A 23,732-nucleotide genomic window follows, 5' to 3' on the forward strand; every position below is an offset into this window, starting at 1 on the left:
GGAGCGGGCTTGCTCGCGAAAGCGGTCTGTCAGTAGCAGGTGTGTGTACTGACCCAGCGCATTCGCGAGCAAGCCCGCTCCCACAGGGGAATGGTGTTGTGATGGACGTCTGTTTTTTCCTCCAAGAAGAGCCGCACACCGGCAACTGGCGGGTGTGCAGTCTCTCACCGCGTGAGATTGCGTTATGGATGGTATTTTCCTGCAGCAACTGGTCAATGGCCTGACCCTCGGGTCGGTCTATGGCCTGATCGCCATCGGCTACACAATGGTCTACGGCATCATTGGCATGATCAACTTCGCCCACGGCGAGGTTTATATGATTTCCGCTTACCTCGCGGCGATCAGTCTGGCACTGCTGGCTTACTTCGGCATCGAATCCTTCCCGCTGCTCATTCTCGGCACCCTGATATTCACCGTGGTCGTCACCGGCGTTTACGGTTGGGTCATCGAGCGTGTCGCCTACAAACCGCTGCGCAACTCCACCCGACTGGCACCGCTGATCAGCGCCATCGGCATCTCCCTGATCCTGCAAAACTATGCGCAGATCGCTCAGGGCGCGAAACAACAAGGCATTCCAACCCTGCTGGCCGGCGCCTGGCGCGTCGATATCGGCAGTGGGTTCGTGCAGTTGACCTACACCAAGGTGTTCATCCTGGTGGCCGCGTTTCTGGGCATGGGGCTGCTGACCTACATCATCAAATACACCAAGCTCGGCCGCATGTGCCGCGCGACTCAGCAAGACCGCAAGATGGCCTCGATCCTGGGCATCAACACCGACCGGGTGATTTCCTACGTATTCGTGATTGGTGCAGCGATGGCGGCCCTGGCCGGCGTGCTGATTACCCTCAACTACGGCACGTTCGACTTCTACGCCGGCTTCATCATCGGCATCAAGGCGTTTACCGCAGCGGTACTCGGCGGTATCGGCTCCCTGCCTGGGGCCATGCTCGGCGGGATCATCCTGGGCATCTCCGAGTCGCTGTTCTCGGGGTTGATCAACTCTGACTACAAAGACGTGTTCAGTTTCTCCCTGCTGGTGGTGATTCTGATTTTCCGTCCTCAGGGCCTGCTTGGTCGTCCGCTCGTGGCGAAGGTGTAAACATGTCTGCTGCCAAATCGATTGATATCAAAAAAAGTGTGGTCGATACGGTCCTCGCCGGGCTGATTTCGTTGATCGTGTTCGGTCCGATCGTCGGCGTGGTCCTCGACGGCTACAGCTTCAACCTGCAACCGGCGCGCGTGGCCGTATTGGTCGCCATTGTGATGGCCGGGCGTTTTGCCTTGAGCCTGTTCCTGCAAACCCCCAAGGGCCTGAAGATTCTGCAGGGTTTCGAGAGCAGTGGTTCTGGCGTGCACGTACTGCCGCCGGACTACAAGTCGCGGCTGCGCTGGATCATCCCGGCACTGATCGTGATCGCCATCGTGTTCCCGATCTTCGCCAACAAGTACCTGCTCACGGTGGTCATCCTCGGGTTGATCTATGTTTTGCTCGGCCTGGGCCTGAACATCGTGGTGGGCCTGGCCGGTCTGCTCGACCTGGGTTACGTGGCGTTCTACGCCATCGGTGCCTACGGCCTGGCGCTGGGTTATCAATACCTGGGCCTCGGCTTCTGGACGGTGCTGCCCTTGGCGGCCATCTGTGCGGCGCTGGCGGGGTGCATACTCGGGTTCCCGGTGCTGCGAATGCACGGTGACTACTTGGCCATCGTGACCTTGGGCTTCGGTGAAATCATTCGCCTGGTGCTCAATAACTGGCTGTCGTTCACTGGCGGCCCGAACGGCATGCCGGTGCCTTCGCCGACCTTCCTCGGCCTGGAATTCGGGCGCAAGGCGAAGGACGGTGGGATTCCGTTCCACGAGTTCTTTGGCATCGATTACAACCCCAACATCAAGTTCATGTTCATCTACATCGTGCTGTTCCTGGTGGTGCTGGCCGTGCTGTACATCAAGCATCGCCTGACCCGCATGCCGGTCGGCCGCGCCTGGGAAGCCTTGCGCGAAGATGAAATCGCCTGCCGCTCCATGGGCCTGAACCACGTGCTGGTCAAGCTCTCGGCGTTCACCATCGGCGCGTCCACGGCCGGTCTGGCCGGGGTGTTTTTCGCCAGCTACCAGGGCTTCGTCAACCCATCGTCGTTCACCTTCTTCGAGTCGGCACTGATCCTGGCCATCGTGGTGTTGGGCGGCATGGGCTCGACGGTCGGCGTGGTGATTGCGGCGTTCGTATTGACCGTCGCGCCCGAGTTGCTGCGCAGCTTCTCGGAGTACCGCGTGCTGCTGTTTGGCGTGTTGATGGTGGTGATGATGATCTGGCGGCCGCGCGGCCTGATTCGCATCAGCCGTACCGGTGTGACCCCACGTAAAGGAGTGGCGCCATGAGCAAGGAAGTCGTCCTGTCCGTGGAACATTTGATGATGCACTTCGGTGGCATCAAGGCCTTGAGCGATGTGAGCCTCAAGGTCGAACGCAACTCGATCTTCGCCCTGATCGGCCCCAACGGCGCCGGCAAGACCACGGTGTTCAACTGCCTGACCGGTTTTTACAAGGCCAGTGGCGGCAAGATCCAACTCAACATCCGCGGCAAGCAGACCAACGTGATCCAATTGTTGGGCGAGCGCTTCAAGGTCACCGACTTTGTGTCGCCGAAAAGCTTTTTCAGCCGCGTTTACTACAAGATGTTTGGCGGCACTCACCTGGTCAACCGTGCCGGGCTGGCGCGCACCTTCCAGAACATTCGCCTGTTCAAGGAAATGTCGGTGCTGGAGAACTTGCTGGTGGCTCAGCACATGTGGGTCAACCGCAACATGCTCGCCGGCATCCTCAACACCAAGGGCTACCGCAAGGCCGAAAGCGATGCGCTCGACCACGCCTTCTACTGGCTGGAAGTGGTCGACCTGGTGGACTGCGCCAACCGCCTGGCCGGCGAGCTTTCCTACGGCCAGCAGCGCCGCCTGGAAATCGCCCGTGCCATGTGCACCCGGCCGCAGATCATCTGCCTGGACGAACCGGCAGCCGGCCTTAACCCGCAGGAAACCGAAGCGCTCAGCGCGATGATTCGCCTGCTGCGCGACGAACACGACATCACGGTGGTGCTGATCGAACACGACATGGGCATGGTGATGAGTATTTCCGACCACATCGTGGTGCTCGACCACGGCAACGTGATCGCCGAAGGCGGCCCGGACGCGATCCGCAACGACCCGAAAGTGATTGCCGCCTACCTGGGCGCCGACGAAGAGGAGCTGGTATGAGTGCACCTATCCTCGAAATGAAGGAGCTGGACGTGTTTTACGGCCCGATCCAGGCCCTGAAAAAAGTCTCGCTGCACATCAACGAAGGCGAAACCGTCAGCCTGATCGGTTCCAACGGCGCGGGTAAATCCACGCTGCTGATGTCGATTTTCGGCCAACCGCGCGCCGAGTCCGGGCAGATCCTCTACAACGGCGTCGACATTACCCACAAGTCGTCCCACTACATCGCCTCCAACGGCATTGCGCAGTCGCCGGAAGGGCGGCGGGTGTTCCCCGACATGACCGTCGAGGAAAACCTGCTGATGGGCACCATCCCGATTGGCGACAAATACGCGCAGGAAGACATGCAGCGCATGTTCGAGTTGTTCCCGCGGCTCAAGGAGCGCCGCACCCAGCGCGCCATGACCATGTCCGGCGGCGAGCAGCAAATGCTCGCCATCGCCCGCGCGCTGATGAGCCGGCCCAAGCTGTTGCTGCTCGACGAACCGAGCCTGGGCCTGGCGCCGATTGTGGTGAAGCAGATCTTCGCGACCTTGCGTGAACTGGCGGCGACCGGGATGACCATCTTCCTGGTGGAGCAGAACGCCAACCATGCGTTGCGCTTGTCGGACCGGGCGTATGTGATGGTCAACGGCGAGATTCGCCTGACCGGCACTGGGAAGGAGTTGCTGGTGAACGAGGAAGTGCGCAACGCCTACCTCGGCGGGCACTGATCTGAAGGCTTGATGCAATCACCCATGTGGGAAGCGGCTTGAATGTGGGAGCTGGCTTGCCTGCGATACGAACACCTCGGTCTGTCAGGCAAACCGAGGTGATGTTATCGCGGGCAAGCCCGGCTCCTACATAAAGGCGGTTCCCACATTTGTTTTTGGGGGGCCACAGGCTTCCCGCCAAATTGTGGAAAACAAATCCAGCCACCCTCCAAAGCGCGACATATAGCCGCCGCAAATCCCTGTTTTGTCACAGTTTTGACTTGTCCCCATCCGCTGTGGAACCGGCTGTGGGTAACGTGGGAGTACCTGGCTGAACGCCTTTAAAACCGTGGCTTGCAGCGCGGTGGTTGTTTATTGATCAGCGGTTTTTTCGGGCCCTGTCGAGCGCTTTGTCAACCTGTTTAAAGACACAGGTATATGACCGATTTATGTTGCCTGGGCCTGTGGATAAGTCTGTGACTAAACTCTGGAAAGACGGCCGCAGAGGCCGGAATGACTGGCCTGGAGCCATCGTTCGAATTTGCATCTGTCAACCGGGCCTACATACGGCCCGTCCAAGGTCAAGCAAAAAACTTTCTAAAACTGCCTGCAGGCCTTGTACACAGCGGCTTTTGGCTTTTTGCACTTGCCCCCAAAGACTGTGGGCGCAGTTGTGGATAACCTGCGCGCATATGGCTGCAGACCACGGTTTATAAGGCCTCGCTCGAGATGGTTAAAAATTGACCAGCTGTACATGAAGGTGTGTGCACAGCGGTTGCCGCAATCGCGGCGTAAGGGCATTCTGCTGGCAACTTTTTTCCCAGATGCCCGCAAGGAGAACACCATGTCCGACACGCTGTTTATTACTGGCGCAACCTCAGGTTTCGGCGAAGCCTGCGCCCGCCGTTTTGCCGACGCCGGTTGGAAACTGGTGCTCACCGGCCGTCGTGCCGACCGTTTGAATGCACTGGTCGAAGAGCTTTCCAAGCAGACTGAAGTGCACGGGCTGGTCGTGGACGTACGTGACCGCAAGGGCATGGAAGACGCCATCGCCAACCTGCCGCCTTCGTTCGCCAAGCTGCGCGGGCTGATCAACAACGCCGGCCTGGCCGTGGGCACTGACCCTGCGCCCAAGTGCAGCCTCGACGATTGGGAAACCATGGTCGACACCAACATCAAAGGCTTGCTGACCACCACCAGCCTGCTGCTGCCGCGCCTGATCGCTCACGGCCGTGGCGCCGGGATCATCAACCTGGGCTCCATCGCCGGCAGCTACCCGTACCCGGGCAGCCACGTGTATGGCGGCTCCAAGGCGTTCGTGAAGCAGTTCTCGCTGAACCTGCGTTGCGACCTGCAAGGCACCGGCGTGCGCGTGACCAACATCGAACCAGGCCTGTGCGAGAGTGAATTCTCGCTGGTGCGCTTTGGCGGCGACCAGGCGCGTTACGACGCGACCTACGCCGGTGCTGAGCCGATCCAGCCGCAGGACATTGCCGACACCATCTTCTGGGTGCTGAACACCCCGGCGCACGTGAATATCAACCGCTTGGAGCTGATGCCGGTGAGCCAGACCTGGGCTGGGTTTGCGATTGAGCGTGGGGCCAAGTAAGGCTTAAGACCGAGTCGCTGCCATCGGGGGCAAGCCCCCTCCCACACTCAACCGAGTTTCAACTTTGAAATGCGGTCAAATGTGGGAGGGGGCTTGCCCCCGATGGCGTCAAATCGGCCAAAACACGGCATAAGGTACACTCCACCCCTGAAAACCCCTCCGCACTGTGCGGTTTAAAGGTTTTGACGGGAGGAAATGTGAGTAACCGAGGTGAGCAGGCACTGCTCAAACAATCGACCATCCTGATGTTCGCGGTAGCGATCGCCGGGATTGTCACGGGTGTGATATCTGGCGCCCAATCCATTCTGTTCGACGGCTTTTTCTCGCTGATCGCCACCGCCATCAAGGTGTTGATGCTGATCACGGCCAAGCTGATCGCCAAGAAAAGCAACGAGCGTTTCCAGTTCGGCTATTGGCACCTGGAGCCAATGGTATTGCTGATCGAAGGCAGCTTTTTGCTGCTGATCGCCATCTACGCGTTTCTCAACGGCGTGTTCGGCATTATCAATGGCGGGCGCGAGATCGAGTTGGGGCTGGTGATCGTTTATGCGGCGGTGTTTACCGTCGTCGAATTCGCCTACTTCTTCTACGTGCGCTACCGCAATCGCAAACTGAAATCTTCGCTGATCCAGTTCGACAACATCAGTTGGCTGGTGGACGCGATGCTCTCGGTGGGTTTGCTGATCAGCTTTCTCGCCGCGCTGTTGCTCAAGTCTCAGGGGTATGACGAGTGGGCGGTGTATGTGGACCCGCTGATCTTGATCCTGTTGGCCCTGAGCATGCTGGCGCCGGCGTTCAAGATCCTGCGTCCGGCCTTGCGCGAAGTGCTGGGGATTGCCCCGGATCACTTGGACGACAAGGTGCGCGAAGTGATGGAGGCGGCGCAAGCCAAGCATGGTTTCGACGACTACGAGTCCTACGTGCAAAAGCACGGGCGGGCGCGGTTTATCGAGATTCATGTGGTGCTGCCGGCGGATTACCCGGTGGGCAACGTCGCGACCCTCGACGCGCTGCGCGAAGAGATATCCACAGCGCTGGGCACGCCGGATGCGGCGCGCTGGCTGACAATCAGTTTTACCGGGGATCGCAAGTGGATTGCCTAACAGGCAGATAGACCGAGGTGAGGCATTCGCGAGCAAGCCCGCTCCCACATTTGACCGCGGCCAACCCTTGGAATGCGGCCGAATGTGGGAGCGGGCTTGCTCGCGAAGAGGCCCTGAAAGTCAGCCTAGATACTGGATCAAACCCTGATAGCAGGTCGCCAAGTGATACGGCGTGGTCGACGGCATGTCCCGTCGGCTCACTACGCCCTGGGCATCCAGACATTCATGCCAGCCCTTGTCATGCAAAAAGTGCTGTTGCAGCGCCAGCAATTGGCGTTGCAGCACTGCCTCGCTGGCGGGCCGCAAGGTCAGCGCGCGCAGGTATTCAGCCTGGGCCCAGATCCGTTGAGTGCCATCGCGCACCGTGCCGTCCAGAGCGAGCATGCCGCTGACCGCGCCGCTCGATTTATCCACACCCTTGAGCTCGGCGTAGGCAAACGCTCGCGTCAGCGAGGCGTGCAGTGGCGTGCCGCGCAACACGTCTGAGGACTCCAGCAAATAGAACCACTCGAACTGATGGCCGGGCTCAAACCAGTTATCCACAGCGCCCAGTGGTTTCTCCATCATTACGCCGTGCTCGCGGTCGATGAAGCGCTTCTGCATGGCCGTGGCAAGGTCCAGCAGTGCGTCCTGCGTGACGGCGTCTTCACGCACGGCCAGGGTGGCGAGAAAGCCTTCGGCCAAGTGCATCAGCGGGTTTTGCAGGGGGCCGGACTTGAGGGATGACCAGTTGCGTTCCAATACCGCTTCGTACAGGCCGTCGCCTGTGGCGAAGCGTTCGGCGACCACGGCCAGCGCCGCATTGAGCACCGATTCCACCAATGGCTCACGCACTTTGGCCCAGTAGTGGGCACAGGCAAAGATGATGAAGGCGTGGGTGTAGAGGTCTTTGCGCTTATCCAGCGGCTTGCCGTGCGCGTCGATGCTGTAGAACCAGCCGCCGTGCTCGGCGTCGTGAAAGTGCCGTTGCAGGGAGCGAAACAGCGCCGCCGCGCGCTCTTCGGCAAACGCCGCCCGCGGCTCGCCGATCAGGCTGGCGAACAGGTACAGCTGCCGCGCGCAGGCCATGGCCCGGTAGCGTTGCGGGGGCAAAGGCTGATGATTGGCGTCCAGCGCCTCATAGGGCAACGCCAGCTCGGCATTCCAGCCCGGGCCCTGCCACAGCGGCACGATCAGGTCATGGAAGTGCGTGAGCACGGCATTCAACGAAGGCTGGGAGGCGGAACTTGGAGCGGTGGGCATCGGCTGGCGTCGTCACGGCAGGGGTGTAGGCGCGCATGGTAGCAGGCTTGGGATGGATGGTGGTTTTGAGACCGCTTTCGCGGGCAAGCCCGCTCCCACATTTAACCGCGTCCTGGCGTTGGAATGCGGTCGAATGTGGGAGCGGGCCTGCTCGCGAAGAGGCCTTCAGCAGCGCCGCAAATCAGCCCGCCAGCAACCAAACCCCCGTGGCCGCCGAAGCCGCCCCGGCCACCCGCACCAACGGCGCAGCCGCCGCCGGCAGGAAACGCACCACCGCGTACCCGGCCGCGTGCAACACCGCCGTCGCGCCGACAAAACCGGCGGCATACGCCCAAGGGCTGGACATGTCCGGCAGCTCCAAGCCATGCGCCACGCCATGGAACAGTGCAAACAACGCCGTTGCAGCCACCGCGACGAACAGTGGCGGCCGCACCGCCAGCGCCACGGCCAGGCCCAGCGCCAGCACCGAAGCCGCGATCCCGCTTTCCAGCGCCGGCAGCTCCAGGCCTTCAAAGCCCAACAGGCCGCCAATCAACATGGTGCCGACGAAGGCGCAAGGCAGCGCCCAGCGTGCGTTGCCTTTTTGCTGCGCCGCCCATAGGCCGACGGCGACCATGGCCAGTAAGTGATCGATGCCGCCCAGTGGGTGGCTGATGCCGGCGACCAGCCCATTACCGCCATGCCCGGGGTGAGCGAAGGCGAGGGCCGGGGTGAGCAGCAAGGCTGCGGTGGCGAGAAGTTTGTTGAGACCCATGAACAGGCTCCTTTTCAGGGTGGTATCAGGCTGCGGTCAGCAAGCCCTGACGTTCGATAAAGGCGACGATTTCATCCAGGCCGACGCCGGTTTTCTGGTTGCTGAACACAAAGGGCTTACCGTTGCGCATACGTTGAGTGTCACTGTTCATCAATTCCAGCGAGGCGCCGACCAGCGGGGCCAGGTCGATCTTGTTGATCACCAGCAAGTCGGATTTGCAAATACCGGGCCCGCCTTTGCGTGGCAGCTTGTCGCCGGCCGACACATCGATCACGTAGATGGTCAGGTCTGACAGTTCAGGGCTGAAGGTGGCCGACAGGTTGTCGCCGCCGGACTCCACCAGAATCAGGTCCAGGCCGGGGAAGCGGCGGTTGAGCTGGTCCACCGCTTCGAGGTTGATCGAGGCGTCTTCACGAATCGCCGTGTGCGGGCAGCCGCCGGTTTCCACGCCGATGATGCGCTCCGGCGCCAGGGCCTGGTTGCGCACCAGGAAGTCGGCGTCTTCGCGGGTGTAGATGTCGTTGGTCACCACGGCCAGGTTGTAGCGATCGCGCAGCGCAAGGCACAGCGCGAGGGTCAGGGCCGTCTTGCCGGAGCCCACCGGGCCGCCGATGCCGACGCGCAAAGGTTGTGTGTTCATGTGCTTCTCCACAGAAGTAAAAGGGCTTAGGAACGGAACAGGCGGCTGTACTGGCGCTCGTGGGCCATGCACGCCAGAGACAGGCCGAACGCGGCGCTGCCAAAAGAGTTGAAGTCCAGGCGGCCGGCGTCCTGTTGGGCTTGCTGCAGCAACGGCAGCAGCTCACTGGTCAGGCGCTGGGCGGCCTGCTGGCCCAACGGCAACGTTTTCATCAGCACGGCGAGCTGGTTTTCCAGCCAGCTCCACAGCCAGGCGGCGAGGGCGTCATTCGGGCTGATCTGCCACGCGCGGGCCGCCAACGCCCAGCCCAGGGCCAGGTGCGGTTCGGCGCAGCTTTCTACAAATGCGCGTGCGGAGGCGTCCAGTTCCGGCAAACCATTGAGCAGTTGCTGCAGGGAGTAGCCCATTTGCCGGCTCTCCTGGTACAGCTCGCGGGTTTCGCGGCTGGCGCGGTGTTCTTCGCACAACTGTGTCAGGCGCGGCCAGTCCTGGTCCGCCGCCGCGCGGCAATGGGCGAGCAGCAAGGGCGCTTCGAAGCGCGCCAGGTTGAGCAGCAACTGGTCGCTAATCCAGCGCCGGGCACTGGCGGCATCATTGACGCGGCCATTTTCCACGGCCATTTCCAGGCCTTGGGAATAGCTGTAGCCGCCAATCGGCAATTGCGGACTGGCCAGACGCAACAGCGCCCAGGCTGGGTTCATGGACGTACGCCGAACTGGTGCAGCTTGGGCGGGTAGTTGAAGTCTTCGTCGCCATGGCGCGAATGGTGATGGCCGCCGCCGTAGGCGCCGTGTTCCGGTTGGAACGGCGCTTCGAGGGTTTCGGTCTGCGCGCCGAGCTGTTCGAGCATGGCCTTGAGCACGTAGTCATCCAGCAGGCGTAGCCAGCCGTCGCCGACTTGCAGGGCGACGTGGCGGTTGCCGAGGTGGTAAGCGGCGCGGGTCAATTCAAACGCACTGCTGCAGGTGACGTGCAGCAGTTGTTCAGGGCGCGCGACGACGCGTACGACGCGTCCGTCTTCAGCCTGTAGGCACTCACCATCATGCAACGGCGGCTGACCGCGCTCCAGAAACAGGCCGACGTCTTCGCCGTCGGCACTGAAACAGCGCAGCCGGCTTTTGCTGCGTGCTTCGAAATTCAGCAGCAGCTCAGCGGCCCAGAGAGGTTGAGGTGCGATTCGGCGGTGGATCACCAGCATCAGGAGGCTTCCAGCTATGAGCGATAAGAGTGCTAGAGCAAGGTGCTTGCCAATCACGCACGCGCGTGGGAAATCCTTGTAGGCAAGCACCGGCGTGCCACCGAATAGGGCGTCAGTCGATTCTGATAGTGCTTCTTGTTGGTGCGTGACAGGATTTATAGCACCGGATGTGGGCGTTTTGCGTTGAGATCCGCAGCGCGCCGCGTGAAATTTCCTTCATCTGATTCGCGCTGTATTTTTCCAGGAATTGACCTACACGAACGCCGGATAGGGCGTTCAAGAAGCTCGGCGCTGTTTCATTAGGATATTCGCCGTCCTTAATCCACCGCGGCGTCGATCATGTTCAAAGGCTTTACGTGTCTGGTCATTCTCGGTCTGTGGTGCGCCGCAGACACGGTTGCGGCCAATGCCCTGCCTGACGCGTCGATCACGCGTGTTATTGACCGCGCCCATGCGTTGCTCGGTACACCCTATAACGGCAGCGGCACCAGCGTCGGCCAGGGGTTCGATTGCAGCGGCTTGCTGGTCTATTTGTTCAAGACCCAGGCCAATATCCGCCTGTCGCGCACGACAACGCAGATGCACCGATCAAGCGCCGCGACGGTTCAGAGAGCCGCGCTCAAGCCGGGCGATGCGGTGTTTTTCAAGGGCAATGGCAGCGGGCAGGTCAGCCATGTCGGCCTGTATGTGGGCAAAGGCAAATTTATCCATTCGCCCAGCAGCGGCAAACGCGTGCGCATCGATTCGTTGAGCAGCTTCTATTGGAAAAAGCACTACACCACCGCCAAACGCTTTCACGCGGCGGGCTGATCGGCTTACTCGGTGCTGCCCAGGCCTTGCCAATGCTTGAGGCCGATGAAGATAAAGCGCAATTGCTGGGTGATTTTCGCCTGGGGCGTGAGGTGGGCGGGCAGGGCATGGGCCGGCGGGTCGATGATGTCGGGCAGGGTGGCGAATACACTTTTGACGATCAGGTCGGCCATCACGTGCAGGCCTTCGGCGTCCAGGTGCTGGAGCTTGGGCATCAGCGTGAGGTCAGCCGCCAGGTCACTGGTGATGTCTTCGCGCAAGGCGGCGATGGCTTGGCGCACGGCCAGACAGCCCCCGTATTGCTCGCGGGCCAGGAACAGGAATTGCGATCGGTTGGCCGACACCACATCCAGAAAAATCCGCACGGACGCGTCGATGATGCCGCCCATCACGAACTCGTTGTGGCGTACCAGGCGAATCGTGGCGCGGAAGGTTTGGCCGACTTCACTTACCAGCACCAGGCCCAGCTGATCCATGTCGTCAAAATGGCGATAGAAGCCGGTTGGCACAATGCCGGCGGTCTTGGCCACTTCGCGCAGGCTCAGGCTGCCGAACCCGCGGCCACACTCCATCAGATGGCGGGCTGCGTCCATCAAGGCGAGGCGGGTCTGTTGCTTCTGTTCAGCGCGGGGCAGCATCGGCGGGCGGACTTTGTCGGCAAGTACAGCGACGCACTCTAGCAAAACAGCTTCGTCGGCGTCGAACTTGGCGGGAGTGAGGTGTGAGGCAGTCTATAAAAAAGCAAAAGCCCGATCGGCTGATCGGGCTTTTTTCTCGGCCACCACGGGCTTAGCTCTGTGCTTGATGCAGTTCTTGCAGACGATCAGCACCGCCTTCGGCAACGCCATCGGTGTAGGCGCGTTTGTTGGCTTGTTCAGCACCGCCTTCTACCAGACCTTTCTGTTCAAGGCGATCACGGCCACCTTCAGCAACGCCTTCGGTGTAAGCACGTTTGTTGGCGTGTTCCGAACCATTTTCTGCAACGGCGCCTTTGGCGTAGTCACGGTTTTCGTCTTCTTGCGAACCGCTGCGAGCCAGGGTTTGGCTGGATTGAACGGCTTGAGCTTTGTTCTGTGGGGTTGCTTGTTCAGTGGCGGGCAGGGCAAAGGCGCTGGAAGCCAGGACAGACAGCAGAACGGTAGCGAGTATTTGACGTTTCATGAGGGTTGCTCCTTGGGAGGGCGATAAAGTGGGTACAGGGCTAATGCTACTCTCGATAAGTCGATATAAAAGTTCATAAACACAATGGTAATAATCAACAGAATTGATTGTTCCCATCAGAGGCTCTAGAACGCGCCTCTCAAGCCCGCGGTTTTGCACCATGGTGGGTATTTTCGACCCGTTCATGGGTAACACCGGTGCATTGTTGATGGTTTGGTCGATTCGAGCTGTAGGAGGAGTCGCTTTTTTTGCTAGGAATTCGTACTTGGGCTAAACCCCCACGCCATTTGTCAGTCGTAGCCTTATAAGCTGTAGTCAAAAGGTGCGTGGCAACGCGCACCCTCAGTCGTAACCAGGAGTCCTGTGCAATGACGCGCACTCGTAAAATCGTCGCTTGGAGCTGCGCCAGCTTCGTTCTGTTAATCGCCGTGGTGGTCTTGGTGCTGGTGTTCTTTGACTGGAACCGTCTAAAACCGCCGATCAATGCCAAGGTCTCCGAAGAGCTGCATCGCCCCTTTGCCATCAATGGCAACCTGGCGGTGGTGTGGGCGCGTGAGCCCGATGAAGGCGGCTGGCGAGCCTGGGTTCCATGGCCGCACGTGATTGCCGAAGACCTGACGTTGGGTAACCCGGACTGGTCGAAAAAGCCGCAGATGGTCACGCTCAAACGCGTGGAACTGCGCATTTCACCGCTGGCGCTGCTGGCGCAGCGTGTGGTGATTCCACGTATCGACCTCACCGAGCCGAGTGCAGACTTGCAGCGCCTGGCCGACGGTCGCGCCAACTGGACCTTCAAGTTCGATCCCAAAGACCCCAACGCCGAGCCGTCCAGCTGGGTGGTGGACATTGGTGCCATCGGCTTCGACAAGGGCCACGTGACCCTGGACGACCAGACACTCAAGAGTCAGTTGGACGTGATCATTGACCCGCTGGGCAAACCGATTCCCTTCGGCGAGATCGTCGGCGACGCCGATGCCAAGAAGGCCCTGGAAAAAGGCTCGGCGCCACAGGACTACGCGTTCGGCCTCAAGGTCAAAGGCCAGTACCACGGCCAGAAACTCGAGGGCACTGGCAAGATCGGCGGCCTGCTCGCCTTGCAGGACGCGGCCAAGCCGTTCCCGCTGCAGGCCCAGGTGAAAATCGCCGACACCAGCATTGCGCTGGCCGGCACCCTGACCGACCCGCTGAACCTTGGCGCCCTGGACCTGCGCCTGAAACTCGCCGGCAGCAGCCTGGGCAACCTGTACCCACTGACCGGCGTGACGCTGCCAGACTCGCCGGCTTATTCCACTGACGGCCACCTGATCGCCAAACTGCATGAAGCCAGCGGCGCGTCATTCCGCTACGAAAACTTCAACGGCAAGATCGGCGACAGCGACATCCATGGCAACCTGGCCTACGTCGCCAGCCAGCCACGGCCCAAGCTCAGTGGCGCGTTGGTTTCCAACCAATTGCTGATGGCGGACCTTGCGCCCTTGATCGGCGCCGACTCCAACGCCAAGCAAAAAGCCCGCGGTGGTGAAAGCAAGCAACCGGCCACCAAAGTGCTGCCGGTGGAAGAATTCCGCACCGAGCGCTGGCGCGAGATGGACGCTGACGTGGAGTTCACCGGCAAGCGCATCGTGCACAGCGCCGAATTGCCGTTCACCGATCTCTACACCCACTTGGTGCTCAATGACGGCGAACTCAGCCTGGAACCCCTGCGTTTCGGCGTCGCCGGCGGCAAGCTGGATGCGCAGATTCGCTTGAACGGCCGCACCGTGCCGATGGAAGGTCGCGCCAAACTCACCGCGCGTAACTTCAAGCTCAAGCAGTTGTTCCCAACCTTCGAACCGATGAAAACCAGCTTCGGTGAACTCAACGGCGACGCGGACATTTCCGGGCGCGGCAATTCCGTGGCGGCGCTGCTGGGCACGTCCAACGGCGACCTGAAAATGCTCATTAACGATGGCGCGATCAGCCGTGGGCTGATGGAAATTGCCGGGCTTAACGTGGGCAACTACGTGGTGGGCCGCCTGTTTGGCGACAAGGAAGTGAAGATCAATTGCGCGGCCGCAGACTTCGGCATCAAGACTGGCCTGGCCACGACTCGCTTGTTTGTATTCGATACTGAAAACGCGATCATCTACATCGACGGCACCGCGAACATGGCGACCGAGCAGCTGGATCTCACCATCACACCGGAGTCGAAGGGCTTTCGCCTGTTCTCCCTGCGTTCGCCGCTTTACGTCAACGGGCCGTTCATCAAGCCCAATGCGGGCGTGAAAGCCATTCCTCTGGCCCTGCGCGGCGCCGGCATGGTCGCACTGGGCGTCATCGCCGGCCCAGCCGCAGGGTTGCTGGCATTGGTAGCACCGAGCGGCGATGAGCCGAACCAGTGCGCACCGCTGCTGCAGCAGATGAAGGAAGGCAAAGCACCGAAAACCGTGAAGTAGCTGAGGAAACCCAAATGTGGGAGCGGGGTTGCAGGCGATGGCGATGGTTGAGTCGATATCTTTGTTGACTGGTCCACCGCTTTCGCGGGCAAGCCCGCTCCCACAGGGGTTCGGCGGTGTGGCGGGTTACAGGGCTGGCAAAAAACCGCCCAGCCTGGCGCCGAGGACACTGAAAAAGTAACTGCCAAAACCCAAAGCCAAATATGGGAGCTGGCTTGCCTGCGATAGCGGTGGCTCAGTCGACATCTTCATTGACTGATCCACCGCTATCGCGGGCAAGCCCGCTCCCACAGGTGGGCGGCGGTGTGGCGGGTTACAGGGCTGACAAAAAACCGCCCTGCCAGGCGCTGCAAACACTGAAAAAGTAACTGCCAAAACCCAAAACCAAATGTGGGAGCTGGCTTGCCTGCGATAGCGGTGCATCAGTCGATATCTTCATCAACTGACACAGCGCTTTCGCGGGCAAGCCCGCTCCCACAGGGGTTCGGCGGTGTGGCGGGTTACAGCGCTGACAAAAATCCGCCCCGTCAGGCGCTGAAAACAGTGAAAAAGTAACTGCCAAAACCCAAAACCAAATGTGGGAGCTGGCTCGCCTGCGGTAGCGGTAAGTCAGTCGACATCTTCATCAACTGACACAGCACTATCGCAAGCAAGCCCGCTCCCACAAGGGTTTAGCGGTATGGCGGGTTACAGGTCCTGCAGAATATCCGCCATGTCGTCGGCGTGTTCTTCTTCCTGGGCCAGGATTTCTTCAAAGATGCGACGCGTAGTCGGGTCTTTGTCGCCGATGTACTGGATGATTTCGCGGTAGCTATCCACCGCAATGCGCTCGGCTACCAGGTCTTCGTAAACCATTTCCTTCAGATTGTTGCCGGCCACGTATTGAGCGTGGGAGTTTTTCGACAGCAGGTCGGGGTTGAATTCCGGTTCGCCGCCCAGTTGCACGATGCGCTCGGCCAGTTTGTCGGCGTGCTCGGCTTCCTGGGTGGCGTGCTCCAGGAACTCATCGGCCGCGACGCTGGCTTTCAGGCCGGTGGCCATGAAGTAGTGGCGTTTGTAGCGCAGCACGCACACCAGCTCGGTGGCCAGCGACGCGTTGAGCAGGCGAATGATTTCTTCGCGGTCAGCGTCGTAGCCTTCGGTGACGGCGCCGTTTTCGACGTTCTGGCGGGCGCGTGAGCGCAGGGTCGCAACGTCAGTCAAATGTGCTTCAGTCATCTCAATCTCCTGGTGCTAATCCGGTTTTACGCCACGCTCTGCCGGCGTGATCGCTCCAAGTTGTGAGTGCTGCGCGACGCAAAAAGTTTTATCGGATTTTAAAGTGCCTGGCCGGACAGCTTCGCTTGCGCCTGCACCCACTGGAAAAACGCGCGCACCGGCGGATGCCGCTCACGGCCCGGCACGCAGAGCGCACTGTAACCGGCCCCTTGCACGCTGATCAGCGTCGGCACGTCGGCGCTGGCCCGCGCGACCACGTCAGGCGCGCCATACACCGCAAAGCACTCATCGAGCAGACACTGGCCGTAAAGGTCCGGGTAGTCGCCGAGGCTGTAGCGAATCACCAGATCGATACCCGCCGCGGCGGCAATGGGTTTGGCCCCGGTAGCGAAAACGAGGCGATGAACCATGCCGACCCGCACTTGCGCACGGCCTTGGGTTACATCGGCATCGATGACATTCGGGTGATCGCCGCCGAAGGTGAAGAGTCGGACAAAAGCGTGTTCCTGCGTGCTTGTGAGGAAGCCGAGCGCCAGCTGCGCGACCTGGCGGGGCATTTCTAAAGCGCCAGCGGTCATGGGGCGGTCATCTCGTGTGGTCTAGGATGACCGTATCGCCTCTCCGATCAGGATATCCGCTGCATGGACGAATCCCTCGCCACGCGTTACCCGCTTGTGTTGGTGCCCGGCATGCTGGGCTTTGTGCGCCTGGGGCTGTTCCCTTACTGGTATGGCATTGTTCCGGCGCTGCGGGCGGGCGGCGCGCAGGTGTTCCCGGTGCAGGTGGCGCCGCTGAACGCCAGTGAGGTGCGCGGTGAGCAATTGCTGGCCCAGATCGAGCGCATTCGCCGGGAAACAGGTGCCGAAAAGGTCAACCTGATCGGGCACAGCCAGGGCTCGCTGACGGCACGTTACGCGGCGGCCAGGCGCCCGGAATGGGTGGCGTCGGTGACATCGGTGGCCGGGCCTAACCATGGCTCGGAATTGGCAGACCACTTTCAGGTTCATTACCGCGCAGACCATTGGAAGGGCCGGCTCGTGAGCGCGGTGCTGCATGTGGCTGCCTGGGTGATGGGCGTGCTTGAAACCGGCTATCGCGGGCCGCGTTTCAAGGTGGATGTGCAGGCCTCGCACCAGTCCCTGACCTGCGAAGGTGTGGCGCTGTTCAACCGTCAGTTCCCCCAGGGTTTGCCGTCAACATGGGGCGGGCAGGGCGCCGAGGTGGTCAACGGCGTGCGTTATTACTCGTGGTCCGGCACCTTGCAGCCGGGCAAGACCGATCGCGGACGTAACCTGCTGGACGGCACGAACCGCAGTTGTCGGTTGTTTGCGCGCAGTTTTGTGCGCGAAAAGGGCCAGTGCGACGGCATGGTCGGGCGCTACAGCTCACACCTGGGGCTGGTGATTGGCGATGACTACCCGCTGGACCACTTTGACATCGTCAACCAGTCGATGGGGCTGGTGGGCAAGGGGGCGGAGCCGATTCGTTTGTTTGTGGAGCATGCGCAGCGGCTGAAGGCGGCGGGGGTTTAGCAGGCGGACAGCGTTATCGTTCATCGCAGGCAAGCCAGCTCCCACATTCGATCACATTCCAAATGTGCAACTCGGTCAACGGTGGGAGCCGGGCTTGCCCGCGATAGCGGTCTATCAGGCGACGCTGACCTCTTGGCGCACCGGCGTGGTCCAGCGCTCCGACAAAATCACCCCGCCCAACGTCAGCAATCCACCCACCACGTGGTACATCGCCAACTTTTCCTTGAGCACCACCGCCGCAATCAGCGCGGTAATCAACGGCAACAGGTTGAAAAACAGCGTGGTGCGGCTTGGCCCCAAGGTCTTCACCGAATGCATCCACGCCAACGGCGCGAGCATCGAGGCGAGCAGGCAGGCATACAGCACCAGCGGAATATTCGCCCAGCCCAGGCCAGCCTTGTTCGAGAACAGGAACAATGGAAACAGCACCACCACCGCCACCAGCACCTGCAAATACAGCAATACCAGGGGCGGCAGGCGCAACTGCCATTTTTTCAGCAGCGTGCTGTAGACCGCATAGGCCAGGGTGGCGATCAGCATCATCGCGTCGCCCAGGTTGAGCCCGTGTTGCAGCAACGCGTCCAGACTGCCGGCCGACACCACCACCACCACGCCGGCAAACGACAGGACCGCACCGGTCAGCGCGCCAAAGGTCAGGCGCTGGCCGAGACTGATAATGGCGGCGGTCAATGCCATCAACGGCATCAGCGAGAGGATGATGCCCATGTTGGTCGCCGAGGTCAGGGTCGCTGCGTAATAGGCCAGGCTTTGATACACCGCCATGCCCAACACGCCGAGGATGAAGATCTTGCCCAGGTTCGGGCGGATCAGCGCCCAGTTGGCGATCACCGGCTTGAGCATGAACGGGGTAAACAGCAGCGCCGCCAGCAACCAGCGGTAAAAGCCGATTTCTGCCGGAAAGAGGGTGCCCACGGCCAGTTTGTTGACCACGGTATTACCGGCCCAGATAAAGATGGCCAGCAGGGGATACGCGTATTGCATTGAAGGAAACCAGGTGTGTTGATGAGGCGGGATTATCCCCTGTCTGGATCGAAGCCTATACTGCGATCCAGACAACCGACCTTTGTATCCAGACAATATGCCCAGACACACCGTACGCCTGGCCGATTTCCCCAGCCTGCCAAGCCCCGTCTACTTCCGTTACTCCGATTTCGCCCCCGACACCGAGTGCACGCCGCACCGGCATGGCTGGGGGTCGCTGGACTATTCGGCGAGTGGTGTCATGCGCATGGAAGTGGCGGGCAGCCGTTTTATGTCGCCGCCGCAATACGCAGTATGGATCCCGCCAAATACCGAGCACAGTTCCTACAACGCCCAGGCGATTGTCTATCGCTCGGTGGGCCTGGCCCCGCAGCTGTGCGAGCAACTGCCGCAGGCGCCGTGCACCCTGGCGATCAGCGAGATTCTCAAGGCGATTCTCAGCGACTTTGCCCGGCGCGACGTCAATATTGCGCAGACCGAAGCGGATGTGCGCCTGGCGCAGGTGCTGGTGGACCAGCTCAAGCAAGCGCCGATTCACGATTGTTTCCTGCCCTATGCGCGCCACCCCGGCCTGCTCGGTGTGCTTGAGGGCATGCAGGCCGAACCCGGGGACAATCGCCCGTTGGCGCACTGGGCCGAGCACGTGCATGTGAGCGAACGCACCCTGGCGCGGCAATTTGTGCGGGAGTTGGGCATGAGCTTTGGCGAATGGCGCCAGCGCCTGCGCTACCTCGCTGCCATCGAAGCCCTCGACAGCCAGCGCAGCGTGCAACACGTGGCGTTTGACCTCGGTTACAGCACCGCCTCGGCGTTCATCGCGATGTTCCAGCGCCACGCCGGCTGTACGCCGGAGCAGTATCGTCGAACTAATATCCGTGGCCGATGAAGATGTAACGGGCTTTGACTACACTGCTGCGTAGGCCGTGCCCCCCGGCACGGCAACAGGGAGAAAACTCCATGAAGATGCTGCGTATTCCGCTGTTGATGATGGGCCTGCTGTTGTGTTCCCAAGGGTTTGCCGCCACCGCCGCACAGACCGCCCAGCAACAAAAAATGACCACCTGCAACGCCGAAGCCAAAGGCAAGACCGGCGACGAGCGCAAAACATTCATGAGCACTTGCCTCAAGGCCGCTCCCGCAGCCAACGACGCCAAGGCCCTGACGCCGCAGCAGCAGAAGATGAAAGACTGCAATGCCACGGCGAAAACCAAGGCGTTGACCGGCGATGCACGCAAGACCTTTATGAGCACTTGCCTCAAAGGCTGATCACGATTTCGCCAACGCTGGAGCTCAATGTGGGAGCTGGCTTGCCTGCGATAGCATCACCTCGGTAAGTTTGCTGCACCGAGGCGCCTGCATCGCGGGCAAGCCCGGCTCCCACAGTTGATCGCATTCACACCCTGGCCTCTCGCTTGATTCCCTCAAGGCTGGCAGACTGCCCATCCTTTAACGCCGTTCGTTTTGAGGCTGTATGCCAACGTTTTCTCAGCGTCACGTGTTGTTGCTGGTCAGTTGCATCATCATTTTCGGTGGATTATTGCTGGTCCTGCCGCTCAAGCTGCTGCCCAGCCTGCTGGCCGGCCTGTTGGTTTATGAACTGGTCAACATGCTCACCCCACAGTTGCAGCGGCTGATCGAAGGTCGGCGCGCGCGCTGGCTCGCTGTGGCGTTGCTCGGCACCTTGATCGTCAGCGTGCTGGCCCTGATCTTCGCCGGCGCCATCAGTTTCCTGCTCCACGAAGCGGAAAATCCCGGGGCCTCCCTCGACAAATTCATGGGCGTGGTCGATCGCGCGCGCGGCCAGCTGCCGCCGTTCCTCGACGCCTACCTGCCCGCCAGCGCCGCCGAGTTTCGCGTGGCCATCGGCGACTGGCTGAGCAAGCACCTGAGCGAACTGCAACTGGTCGGCAAAGACGCTGCCCACATGTTCGTCACCCTGCTCATCGGCATGGTGCTGGGCGCGATCATCGCCCTGCAGCGCGTGCCCGACCTGACCAAACGCAAACCCCTGGCCGCCGCCCTGTTCGACCGCCTGCACCTGCTGGTCCAGGCGTTTCGCAATATCGTCTTCGCCCAGATCAAGATCGCCGCGCTCAACACCGTGTTCACTGCGATCTTCCTCGGGATCGTGCTGCCGCTGTGCGGGATTCACCTGCCGCTGACCAAGACGCTGATCGTGCTGACCTTCCTGGTCGGCCTGCTGCCGGTGATCGGCAACCTGATCTCCAATACGCTGATCACCATCGTCGCGCTGTCGCTGTCGATTTGGGTCGCCGTGGCGGCGCTGGGGTACTTGATCGTGATCCACAAGGTCGAGTACTTCCTCAACGCGCGCATCGTTGGCGGGCAGATCAGTGCCAAGTCGTGGGAATTGTTGCTGGCGATGCTGGTGTTCGAAGCCGCGTTCGGCCTGCCGGGTGTGGTGGCGGGGCCGATCTACTATGCGTATTTGAAGAGTGAGCTGAAGCTGGCGGGCATGGTCTAGCGCTTGAGGGTGCCTGGGCTGGCCCTTCGCGAGCCCGCCCGCTGCCACATTCAAAGGTATCCCAAAGGAAAAACACGCATGAATGTGGGAGCCGGGCTTGCCCGCGATGGGCGCGACGCGGCGCGGGCAGAAACTCAGCTGCCGTAACGCTTGCTGGCCTCGATCGCCAAACCGCTGCCGATACTGCCGAAGATGTTGCCTTCCACGTGCCGTGCATTCGGCAACATCGCCGAAATGCTGTGGCGCAGTGCCGGAATGCCGCTGGAACCTCCGGTAAAGAACACCGTGTCCACCTGCGCGACACTGACCGACGCATCGGTCAGCAGCTGCGTGACGCTGTTGCGCACGCGCTCCAGCAAGCCATCGATGGCCGACTCGAACAGCGCGCGGCTCAGCTCCACGCTCAGGCCCGGCTCAACCCGGTCGAGCAGCACGTGGCGGCTGTCCTCGTGGGTCAGCTGGATCTTGGTTTCTTCCACTTCCATGGCCAGCCAGTGCCCGGCGCGCTGTTCGATCAGCTTGAACAGGCGGTCGATGCCGCCGGTGTCTTCGATGTCGTAGCGCATGCTGCCCAGGGCCAGTTGGGATTTTTGCGAGTACACCGAGTTGATGGTGTGCCAGGTGGCCAGGTTCATGTGGTGGCTGGTGGGCATGTAGGCGCCGCTTTTCATGCGGCTGCCATAGCCGAACAGCGGCATCATGCCTTGCAGGCTGAGCTGTTTGTCGAAGTCGGTACCGCCGATGTGCACGCCGCCGGTAGCAAGGATGTCGTCGTGACGGTTGTCATTGTGACGGCGATCCGGTGACAGGCGCACCAGCGAGAAGTCGGACGTACCACCGCCGATGTCGACGATCAGTACCAACTCTTCCTTCTCAATGGTGGACTCATAGTCGAACGCCGCTGCAATCGGTTCGTACTGGAAGGAGATATCCTTGAAACCGATTTTGCGGGCCACATCGACCAGGGTGTTTTCCGCTTCCTGGTCGGCCATCGGGTCGTCATCGACGAAGAACACCGGGCGGCCCAGGACCACTTCTTCGAATTCACGGCCGGCGTTGGCTTCGGCGCGGCTCTTGAGCTGGCCGATAAACAGCGCCAGCAGGTCGGTGAACGGCATCGCCGTGCCGAGTACGCTGGTGTCGTGCTTGATCAGCTTGGAACCCAGCAGGCTCTTGAGCGAGCGCATCAGCCGGCCTTCGTAGTTTTCCAGGTACTCGTGCAGGGCCAGGCGACCGTACACCGGGCGACGCTCCTCGAAGTTGAAGAACACCACCGACGGCAACGTGATCTTGTCGTCCTCCAGCGCAATAAGCGTTTCCATGCCGGGGCGGATCCAGCCGACGGTGGAGTTGGACGTGCCGAAGTCGATACCGCAGGCACGGGCTGGGGATGGGTTTTTCATGTCTATCGGGTTCCGGTTGAAAAACGGCCGCGCAGTGTATGCCAGTCGGGCACGGATGCGTAGGCCGACCATCCGTTAAATCGTGCTTGAAAGTGCGGGATTTGCCCCCACATCTGTTGCATACGGCTAGCGCCGATAACACTTTGACGCACCCCCAGGCCACATCACTCAACAGGTGCAATGCAGCGCACGTTGTGCCCCGGGCTGTGCGATCTCGATTAAGGATGGTGAACCGCCGATGGATTTCAAAGACTACTACAAGATTCTGGGTGTCGAGCCGAGCGCCGATGACAAGGAAATCAAGGCCGCCTATCGCAAGCTCGCACGCAAATATCACCCGGACGTGAGCAAGGAAAAAGACGCCGAAGAGAAATTCAAGGACGCGTCCGAAGCCTATGAGGCGCTTAAAAGCGCCGATAAGCGCGCGGAATACGACGAACTGCGCAAATACGGCCAACATGGCCAGCCGTTCCAGGGGCCACCGGGCTGGCAGAGCCGTGGCGGCTTTGGTGGCGGCCAGGACGCGGGCGACTTTTCGGACTTCTTCAGTTCGATCTTCGGCTCGCGCGGTGATGCGTTTGGCGGCGGTCAGCGCCGTCCAACCGGGCGCAAGGGCCAGGACGTGGAAATGCAGCTGTCGGTGTTCCTTGAAGAGACGCTGTCCACCGAGTCCAAGCAGATCAGCTTCCAGGTGCCGCAATACGACGCCTCGGGTCGTCACGTCAGCAACACCACCAAGAGCCTGAACGTGAAGATCCCCGCCGGCGTGGCCGACGGCGAGCGCATCCGCCTCAAGGGCCAGGGTGCGCCGGGCATTGGCGGCGGTGCCAATGGCGATCTGTACCTGATCATCAAGTTTGCGCCGCACCCACGCTTTGAAGTGGACGGCGAAAACCTGATCATCAACTTGCCCCTGGCGCCGTGGGAATTGGCGTTGGGCACGGAAGTGGCCGTGCCGACCCTCACCGGCAAGATCAACCTCAAGGTGCCGGCCGGCAGCCAGAACGGCCAACGCATGCGCGCCAAGGGCCATGGCCTGCTGAACAAGGCCGGGCAGCGCGGTTACCTGTTCGTGCAGCTCAAGGCAGTGATGCCGAAAACCAGCGACGATGAGGTCAAGGCGTTGTGGCAGGAGCTGGCGAAAAAGGCCGCGTTCGATCCGCGAGAAAACTGGAACAGCTGACGCCGGGCCGCTCG

General features: G+C 61.0%; 23 protein-coding genes and 2 pseudogenes. 14 read left to right on the forward strand and 11 right to left on the reverse strand.

Annotated elements, in window-relative coordinates:
• The first annotated feature begins 184 nt into the window (after window positions 1–184).
• The 6 genes from AB5I78_RS03255 to AB5I78_RS03280 all read left to right on the forward strand — a co-directional run bounded on the left by AB5I78_RS03255 (window position 185) and on the right by AB5I78_RS03280 (window position 6,655).
• Window positions 185–1,099, forward strand: coding sequence for a branched-chain amino acid ABC transporter permease (locus tag AB5I78_RS03255; RefSeq protein ID WP_053254074.1), 915 nt, complete (start codon window positions 185–187; stop codon window positions 1,097–1,099).
• Between the two features lie 2 nt (window positions 1,100–1,101).
• Entirely contained in the window at window positions 1,102–2,379 is a 1,278-nt protein-coding gene (livM, locus tag AB5I78_RS03260; RefSeq protein WP_145160201.1) for a high-affinity branched-chain amino acid ABC transporter permease LivM, read from the forward strand.
• On the forward strand, window positions 2,376–3,251 hold the full coding sequence (locus AB5I78_RS03265; protein WP_369301553.1) for an ABC transporter ATP-binding protein: 876 nt from the start codon (window positions 2,376–2,378) through the stop codon (window positions 3,249–3,251). The genes livM and AB5I78_RS03265 overlap by 4 nt, the downstream gene beginning before the upstream one ends.
• Window positions 3,248–3,964 carry an ABC transporter ATP-binding protein gene (locus AB5I78_RS03270; protein WP_145160205.1) on the forward strand — a complete coding sequence of 239 codons (717 nt, stop codon included), beginning with the start codon at window positions 3,248–3,250 and terminating at the stop codon, window positions 3,962–3,964. Before AB5I78_RS03265 ends, AB5I78_RS03270 begins: the two co-directional genes overlap by 4 nt.
• Before the next feature lie 823 nt (window positions 3,965–4,787).
• The gene (locus AB5I78_RS03275) at window positions 4,788–5,552 is read left to right on the forward strand and encodes an SDR family oxidoreductase (RefSeq protein ID WP_064450434.1); all 765 of its coding nucleotides are present in this window, start codon (window positions 4,788–4,790) and stop codon (window positions 5,550–5,552) included.
• A 197-nt stretch (window positions 5,553–5,749) separates the two neighbouring features.
• Window positions 5,750–6,655 carry a cation diffusion facilitator family transporter gene (locus AB5I78_RS03280; protein ID WP_369301552.1) on the forward strand — a complete coding sequence of 302 codons (906 nt, stop codon included), beginning with the start codon at window positions 5,750–5,752 and terminating at the stop codon, window positions 6,653–6,655.
• A 120-nt stretch (window positions 6,656–6,775) separates the two neighbouring features.
• Here the strand turns inward: AB5I78_RS03280 and AB5I78_RS03285 are convergent, their stop codons facing one another.
• The 5 genes from AB5I78_RS03285 to ureE all read right to left on the reverse strand — a co-directional run bounded on the left by AB5I78_RS03285 (window position 6,776) and on the right by ureE (window position 10,489).
• Window positions 6,776–7,897: an AGE family epimerase/isomerase gene (locus AB5I78_RS03285; RefSeq protein WP_369301550.1), complete on the reverse strand. Its 1,122-nt coding sequence runs from the start codon at window positions 7,895–7,897 to the stop codon at window positions 6,776–6,778.
• A gap of 181 nt (window positions 7,898–8,078) precedes the next feature.
• On the reverse strand, window positions 8,079–8,651 hold the full coding sequence (locus AB5I78_RS03290; RefSeq protein ID WP_369301549.1) for a HupE/UreJ family protein: 573 nt from the start codon (window positions 8,649–8,651) through the stop codon (window positions 8,079–8,081).
• A 25-nt stretch (window positions 8,652–8,676) separates the two neighbouring features.
• Complete coding sequence (gene ureG / locus AB5I78_RS03295; protein ID WP_017849719.1) at window positions 8,677–9,291, reverse strand: urease accessory protein UreG; 615 nt, start codon at window positions 9,289–9,291, stop codon at window positions 8,677–8,679.
• 26 nt (window positions 9,292–9,317) lie between these two features.
• On the reverse strand, window positions 9,318–9,992 hold the full coding sequence (locus tag AB5I78_RS03300; RefSeq protein ID WP_369301547.1) for an urease accessory protein UreF: 675 nt from the start codon (window positions 9,990–9,992) through the stop codon (window positions 9,318–9,320).
• On the reverse strand, window positions 9,989–10,489 hold the full coding sequence (gene ureE, locus AB5I78_RS03305) for an urease accessory protein UreE (RefSeq protein ID WP_145160215.1): 501 nt from the start codon (window positions 10,487–10,489) through the stop codon (window positions 9,989–9,991). The genes AB5I78_RS03300 and ureE overlap by 4 nt, the downstream gene beginning before the upstream one ends.
• Before the next feature lie 339 nt (window positions 10,490–10,828).
• Here ureE and AB5I78_RS03310 point away from each other — a divergent pair, with 339 nt between their 5' ends.
• Entirely contained in the window at window positions 10,829–11,299 is a 471-nt protein-coding gene (locus AB5I78_RS03310) for a C40 family peptidase (protein ID WP_369301545.1), read from the forward strand.
• A gap of 5 nt (window positions 11,300–11,304) precedes the next feature.
• Here the strand turns inward: AB5I78_RS03310 and AB5I78_RS03315 are convergent, their stop codons facing one another.
• The gene (locus AB5I78_RS03315; RefSeq protein WP_145160221.1) at window positions 11,305–11,937 is read right to left on the reverse strand and encodes a TetR family transcriptional regulator; all 633 of its coding nucleotides are present in this window, start codon (window positions 11,935–11,937) and stop codon (window positions 11,305–11,307) included.
• Window positions 11,938–12,088: 151 nt separating this feature from the next.
• On the reverse strand, window positions 12,089–12,460 hold the full coding sequence (locus AB5I78_RS03320) for a hypothetical protein (RefSeq protein WP_106577655.1): 372 nt from the start codon (window positions 12,458–12,460) through the stop codon (window positions 12,089–12,091).
• A gap of 368 nt (window positions 12,461–12,828) precedes the next feature.
• Here AB5I78_RS03320 and AB5I78_RS03325 point away from each other — a divergent pair, with 368 nt between their 5' ends.
• Window positions 12,829–14,895, forward strand: a complete 2,067-nt coding sequence (locus AB5I78_RS03325; RefSeq protein WP_262210658.1) for an AsmA family protein — start codon at window positions 12,829–12,831, stop codon at window positions 14,893–14,895.
• Window positions 14,896–15,582: 687 nt separating this feature from the next.
• On the opposite strand, the gene AB5I78_RS03330 is transcribed toward AB5I78_RS03325, so the two are convergent.
• Window positions 15,583–16,113, reverse strand: a complete 531-nt coding sequence (locus AB5I78_RS03330) for a bacterioferritin (RefSeq protein WP_106577657.1) — start codon at window positions 16,111–16,113, stop codon at window positions 15,583–15,585.
• A 98-nt stretch (window positions 16,114–16,211) separates the two neighbouring features.
• Window positions 16,212–16,472, reverse strand: a pseudogene (locus AB5I78_RS03335) (LysR family transcriptional regulator); the annotation flags it as partial.
• Between AB5I78_RS03335 and AB5I78_RS03340 the strand changes: the two are divergent.
• Together AB5I78_RS03340 and AB5I78_RS03345 are read left to right on the forward strand one after the other, a co-directional pair.
• Window positions 16,461–16,676: pseudogene (locus AB5I78_RS03340) on the forward strand (NAD(P)H-dependent oxidoreductase); the annotation flags it as partial. The pseudogenes AB5I78_RS03335 and AB5I78_RS03340 overlap by 12 nt on opposite strands.
• A 78-nt stretch (window positions 16,677–16,754) precedes the next feature.
• Window positions 16,755–17,645, forward strand: coding sequence for an esterase/lipase family protein (locus tag AB5I78_RS03345; protein ID WP_369301543.1), 891 nt, complete (start codon window positions 16,755–16,757; stop codon window positions 17,643–17,645).
• Window positions 17,646–17,759: 114 nt separating this feature from the next.
• Here the strand turns inward: AB5I78_RS03345 and AB5I78_RS03350 are convergent, their stop codons facing one another.
• Window positions 17,760–18,647, reverse strand: coding sequence for a DMT family transporter (locus tag AB5I78_RS03350; RefSeq protein ID WP_369301542.1), 888 nt, complete (start codon window positions 18,645–18,647; stop codon window positions 17,760–17,762).
• Between the two features lie 97 nt (window positions 18,648–18,744).
• On the opposite strand from AB5I78_RS03350, the gene AB5I78_RS03355 reads away from it, so the two are divergent.
• The 3 genes from AB5I78_RS03355 (at window position 18,745) to AB5I78_RS03365 (ending at window position 21,132) form a co-directional block, all read left to right on the forward strand.
• Complete coding sequence (locus tag AB5I78_RS03355) at window positions 18,745–19,533, forward strand: helix-turn-helix transcriptional regulator (protein ID WP_369301540.1); 789 nt, start codon at window positions 18,745–18,747, stop codon at window positions 19,531–19,533.
• Between the two features lie 71 nt (window positions 19,534–19,604).
• Entirely contained in the window at window positions 19,605–19,913 is a 309-nt protein-coding gene (locus tag AB5I78_RS03360; protein WP_369301538.1) for a PsiF family protein, read from the forward strand.
• Window positions 19,914–20,118: 205 nt separating this feature from the next.
• Window positions 20,119–21,132 carry an AI-2E family transporter gene (locus tag AB5I78_RS03365; RefSeq protein ID WP_145160234.1) on the forward strand — a complete coding sequence of 338 codons (1,014 nt, stop codon included), beginning with the start codon at window positions 20,119–20,121 and terminating at the stop codon, window positions 21,130–21,132.
• 134 nt (window positions 21,133–21,266) lie between these two features.
• Here AB5I78_RS03365 and AB5I78_RS03370 read toward each other — a convergent pair whose 3' ends face one another.
• Window positions 21,267–22,535 (reverse strand): Hsp70 family protein, encoded by a 1,269-nt coding sequence (locus AB5I78_RS03370; protein ID WP_012721959.1) that lies wholly within the window; start codon window positions 22,533–22,535, stop codon window positions 21,267–21,269.
• Between the two features lie 238 nt (window positions 22,536–22,773).
• On the opposite strand from AB5I78_RS03370, the gene AB5I78_RS03375 reads away from it, so the two are divergent.
• Window positions 22,774–23,718, forward strand: a complete 945-nt coding sequence (locus AB5I78_RS03375) for a DnaJ C-terminal domain-containing protein (protein ID WP_145160238.1) — start codon at window positions 22,774–22,776, stop codon at window positions 23,716–23,718.
• Window positions 23,719–23,732 lie beyond the last annotated feature (14 nt).

This window comes from Pseudomonas sp. N2-3-1-14 (genome assembly GCF_041228395.1).
Taxonomy (GTDB): Bacteria; Pseudomonadota; Gammaproteobacteria; order Pseudomonadales; family Pseudomonadaceae; genus Aquipseudomonas.

What these genes read in the sequence shown, in the direction of transcription:
- AB5I78_RS03310 (WP_369301545.1), top strand. Translation starts at nt 10,829, where the DNA reads ATGTTCAAAGGCTTTACGTGTCTGGTCATTCTCGGTCTGTGGTGCGCC.
- AB5I78_RS03370 (WP_012721959.1), bottom strand. Translation starts at nt 22,535, where the DNA reads ATGAAAAACCCATCCCCAGCCCGTGCCTGCGGTATCGACTTCGGCACG.
- AB5I78_RS03285 (WP_369301550.1), bottom strand. Translation starts at nt 7,897, where the DNA reads ATGCCCACCGCTCCAAGTTCCGCCTCCCAGCCTTCGTTGAATGCCGTG.
- ureE (WP_145160215.1), bottom strand. Translation starts at nt 10,489, where the DNA reads ATGCTGGTGATCCACCGCCGAATCGCACCTCAACCTCTCTGGGCCGCT.
- AB5I78_RS03325 (WP_262210658.1), top strand. Translation starts at nt 12,829, where the DNA reads ATGACGCGCACTCGTAAAATCGTCGCTTGGAGCTGCGCCAGCTTCGTT.
- AB5I78_RS03350 (WP_369301542.1), bottom strand. Translation starts at nt 18,647, where the DNA reads ATGCAATACGCGTATCCCCTGCTGGCCATCTTTATCTGGGCCGGTAAT.
- AB5I78_RS03300 (WP_369301547.1), bottom strand. Translation starts at nt 9,992, where the DNA reads ATGAACCCAGCCTGGGCGCTGTTGCGTCTGGCCAGTCCGCAATTGCCG.
- AB5I78_RS03290 (WP_369301549.1), bottom strand. Translation starts at nt 8,651, where the DNA reads ATGGGTCTCAACAAACTTCTCGCCACCGCAGCCTTGCTGCTCACCCCG.
- AB5I78_RS03275 (WP_064450434.1), top strand. Translation starts at nt 4,788, where the DNA reads ATGTCCGACACGCTGTTTATTACTGGCGCAACCTCAGGTTTCGGCGAA.
- ureG (WP_017849719.1), bottom strand. Translation starts at nt 9,291, where the DNA reads ATGAACACACAACCTTTGCGCGTCGGCATCGGCGGCCCGGTGGGCTCC.
- AB5I78_RS03345 (WP_369301543.1), top strand. Translation starts at nt 16,755, where the DNA reads ATGGACGAATCCCTCGCCACGCGTTACCCGCTTGTGTTGGTGCCCGGC.
- AB5I78_RS03365 (WP_145160234.1), top strand. Translation starts at nt 20,119, where the DNA reads ATGCCAACGTTTTCTCAGCGTCACGTGTTGTTGCTGGTCAGTTGCATC.
- AB5I78_RS03330 (WP_106577657.1), bottom strand. Translation starts at nt 16,113, where the DNA reads ATGACTGAAGCACATTTGACTGACGTTGCGACCCTGCGCTCACGCGCC.
- AB5I78_RS03270 (WP_145160205.1), top strand. Translation starts at nt 3,248, where the DNA reads ATGAGTGCACCTATCCTCGAAATGAAGGAGCTGGACGTGTTTTACGGC.
- AB5I78_RS03255 (WP_053254074.1), top strand. Translation starts at nt 185, where the DNA reads ATGGATGGTATTTTCCTGCAGCAACTGGTCAATGGCCTGACCCTCGGG.
- AB5I78_RS03360 (WP_369301538.1), top strand. Translation starts at nt 19,605, where the DNA reads ATGAAGATGCTGCGTATTCCGCTGTTGATGATGGGCCTGCTGTTGTGT.
- AB5I78_RS03355 (WP_369301540.1), top strand. Translation starts at nt 18,745, where the DNA reads ATGCCCAGACACACCGTACGCCTGGCCGATTTCCCCAGCCTGCCAAGC.
- AB5I78_RS03265 (WP_369301553.1), top strand. Translation starts at nt 2,376, where the DNA reads ATGAGCAAGGAAGTCGTCCTGTCCGTGGAACATTTGATGATGCACTTC.
- AB5I78_RS03375 (WP_145160238.1), top strand. Translation starts at nt 22,774, where the DNA reads ATGGATTTCAAAGACTACTACAAGATTCTGGGTGTCGAGCCGAGCGCC.
- livM (WP_145160201.1), top strand. Translation starts at nt 1,102, where the DNA reads ATGTCTGCTGCCAAATCGATTGATATCAAAAAAAGTGTGGTCGATACG.
- AB5I78_RS03320 (WP_106577655.1), bottom strand. Translation starts at nt 12,460, where the DNA reads ATGAAACGTCAAATACTCGCTACCGTTCTGCTGTCTGTCCTGGCTTCC.
- AB5I78_RS03315 (WP_145160221.1), bottom strand. Translation starts at nt 11,937, where the DNA reads ATGCTGCCCCGCGCTGAACAGAAGCAACAGACCCGCCTCGCCTTGATG.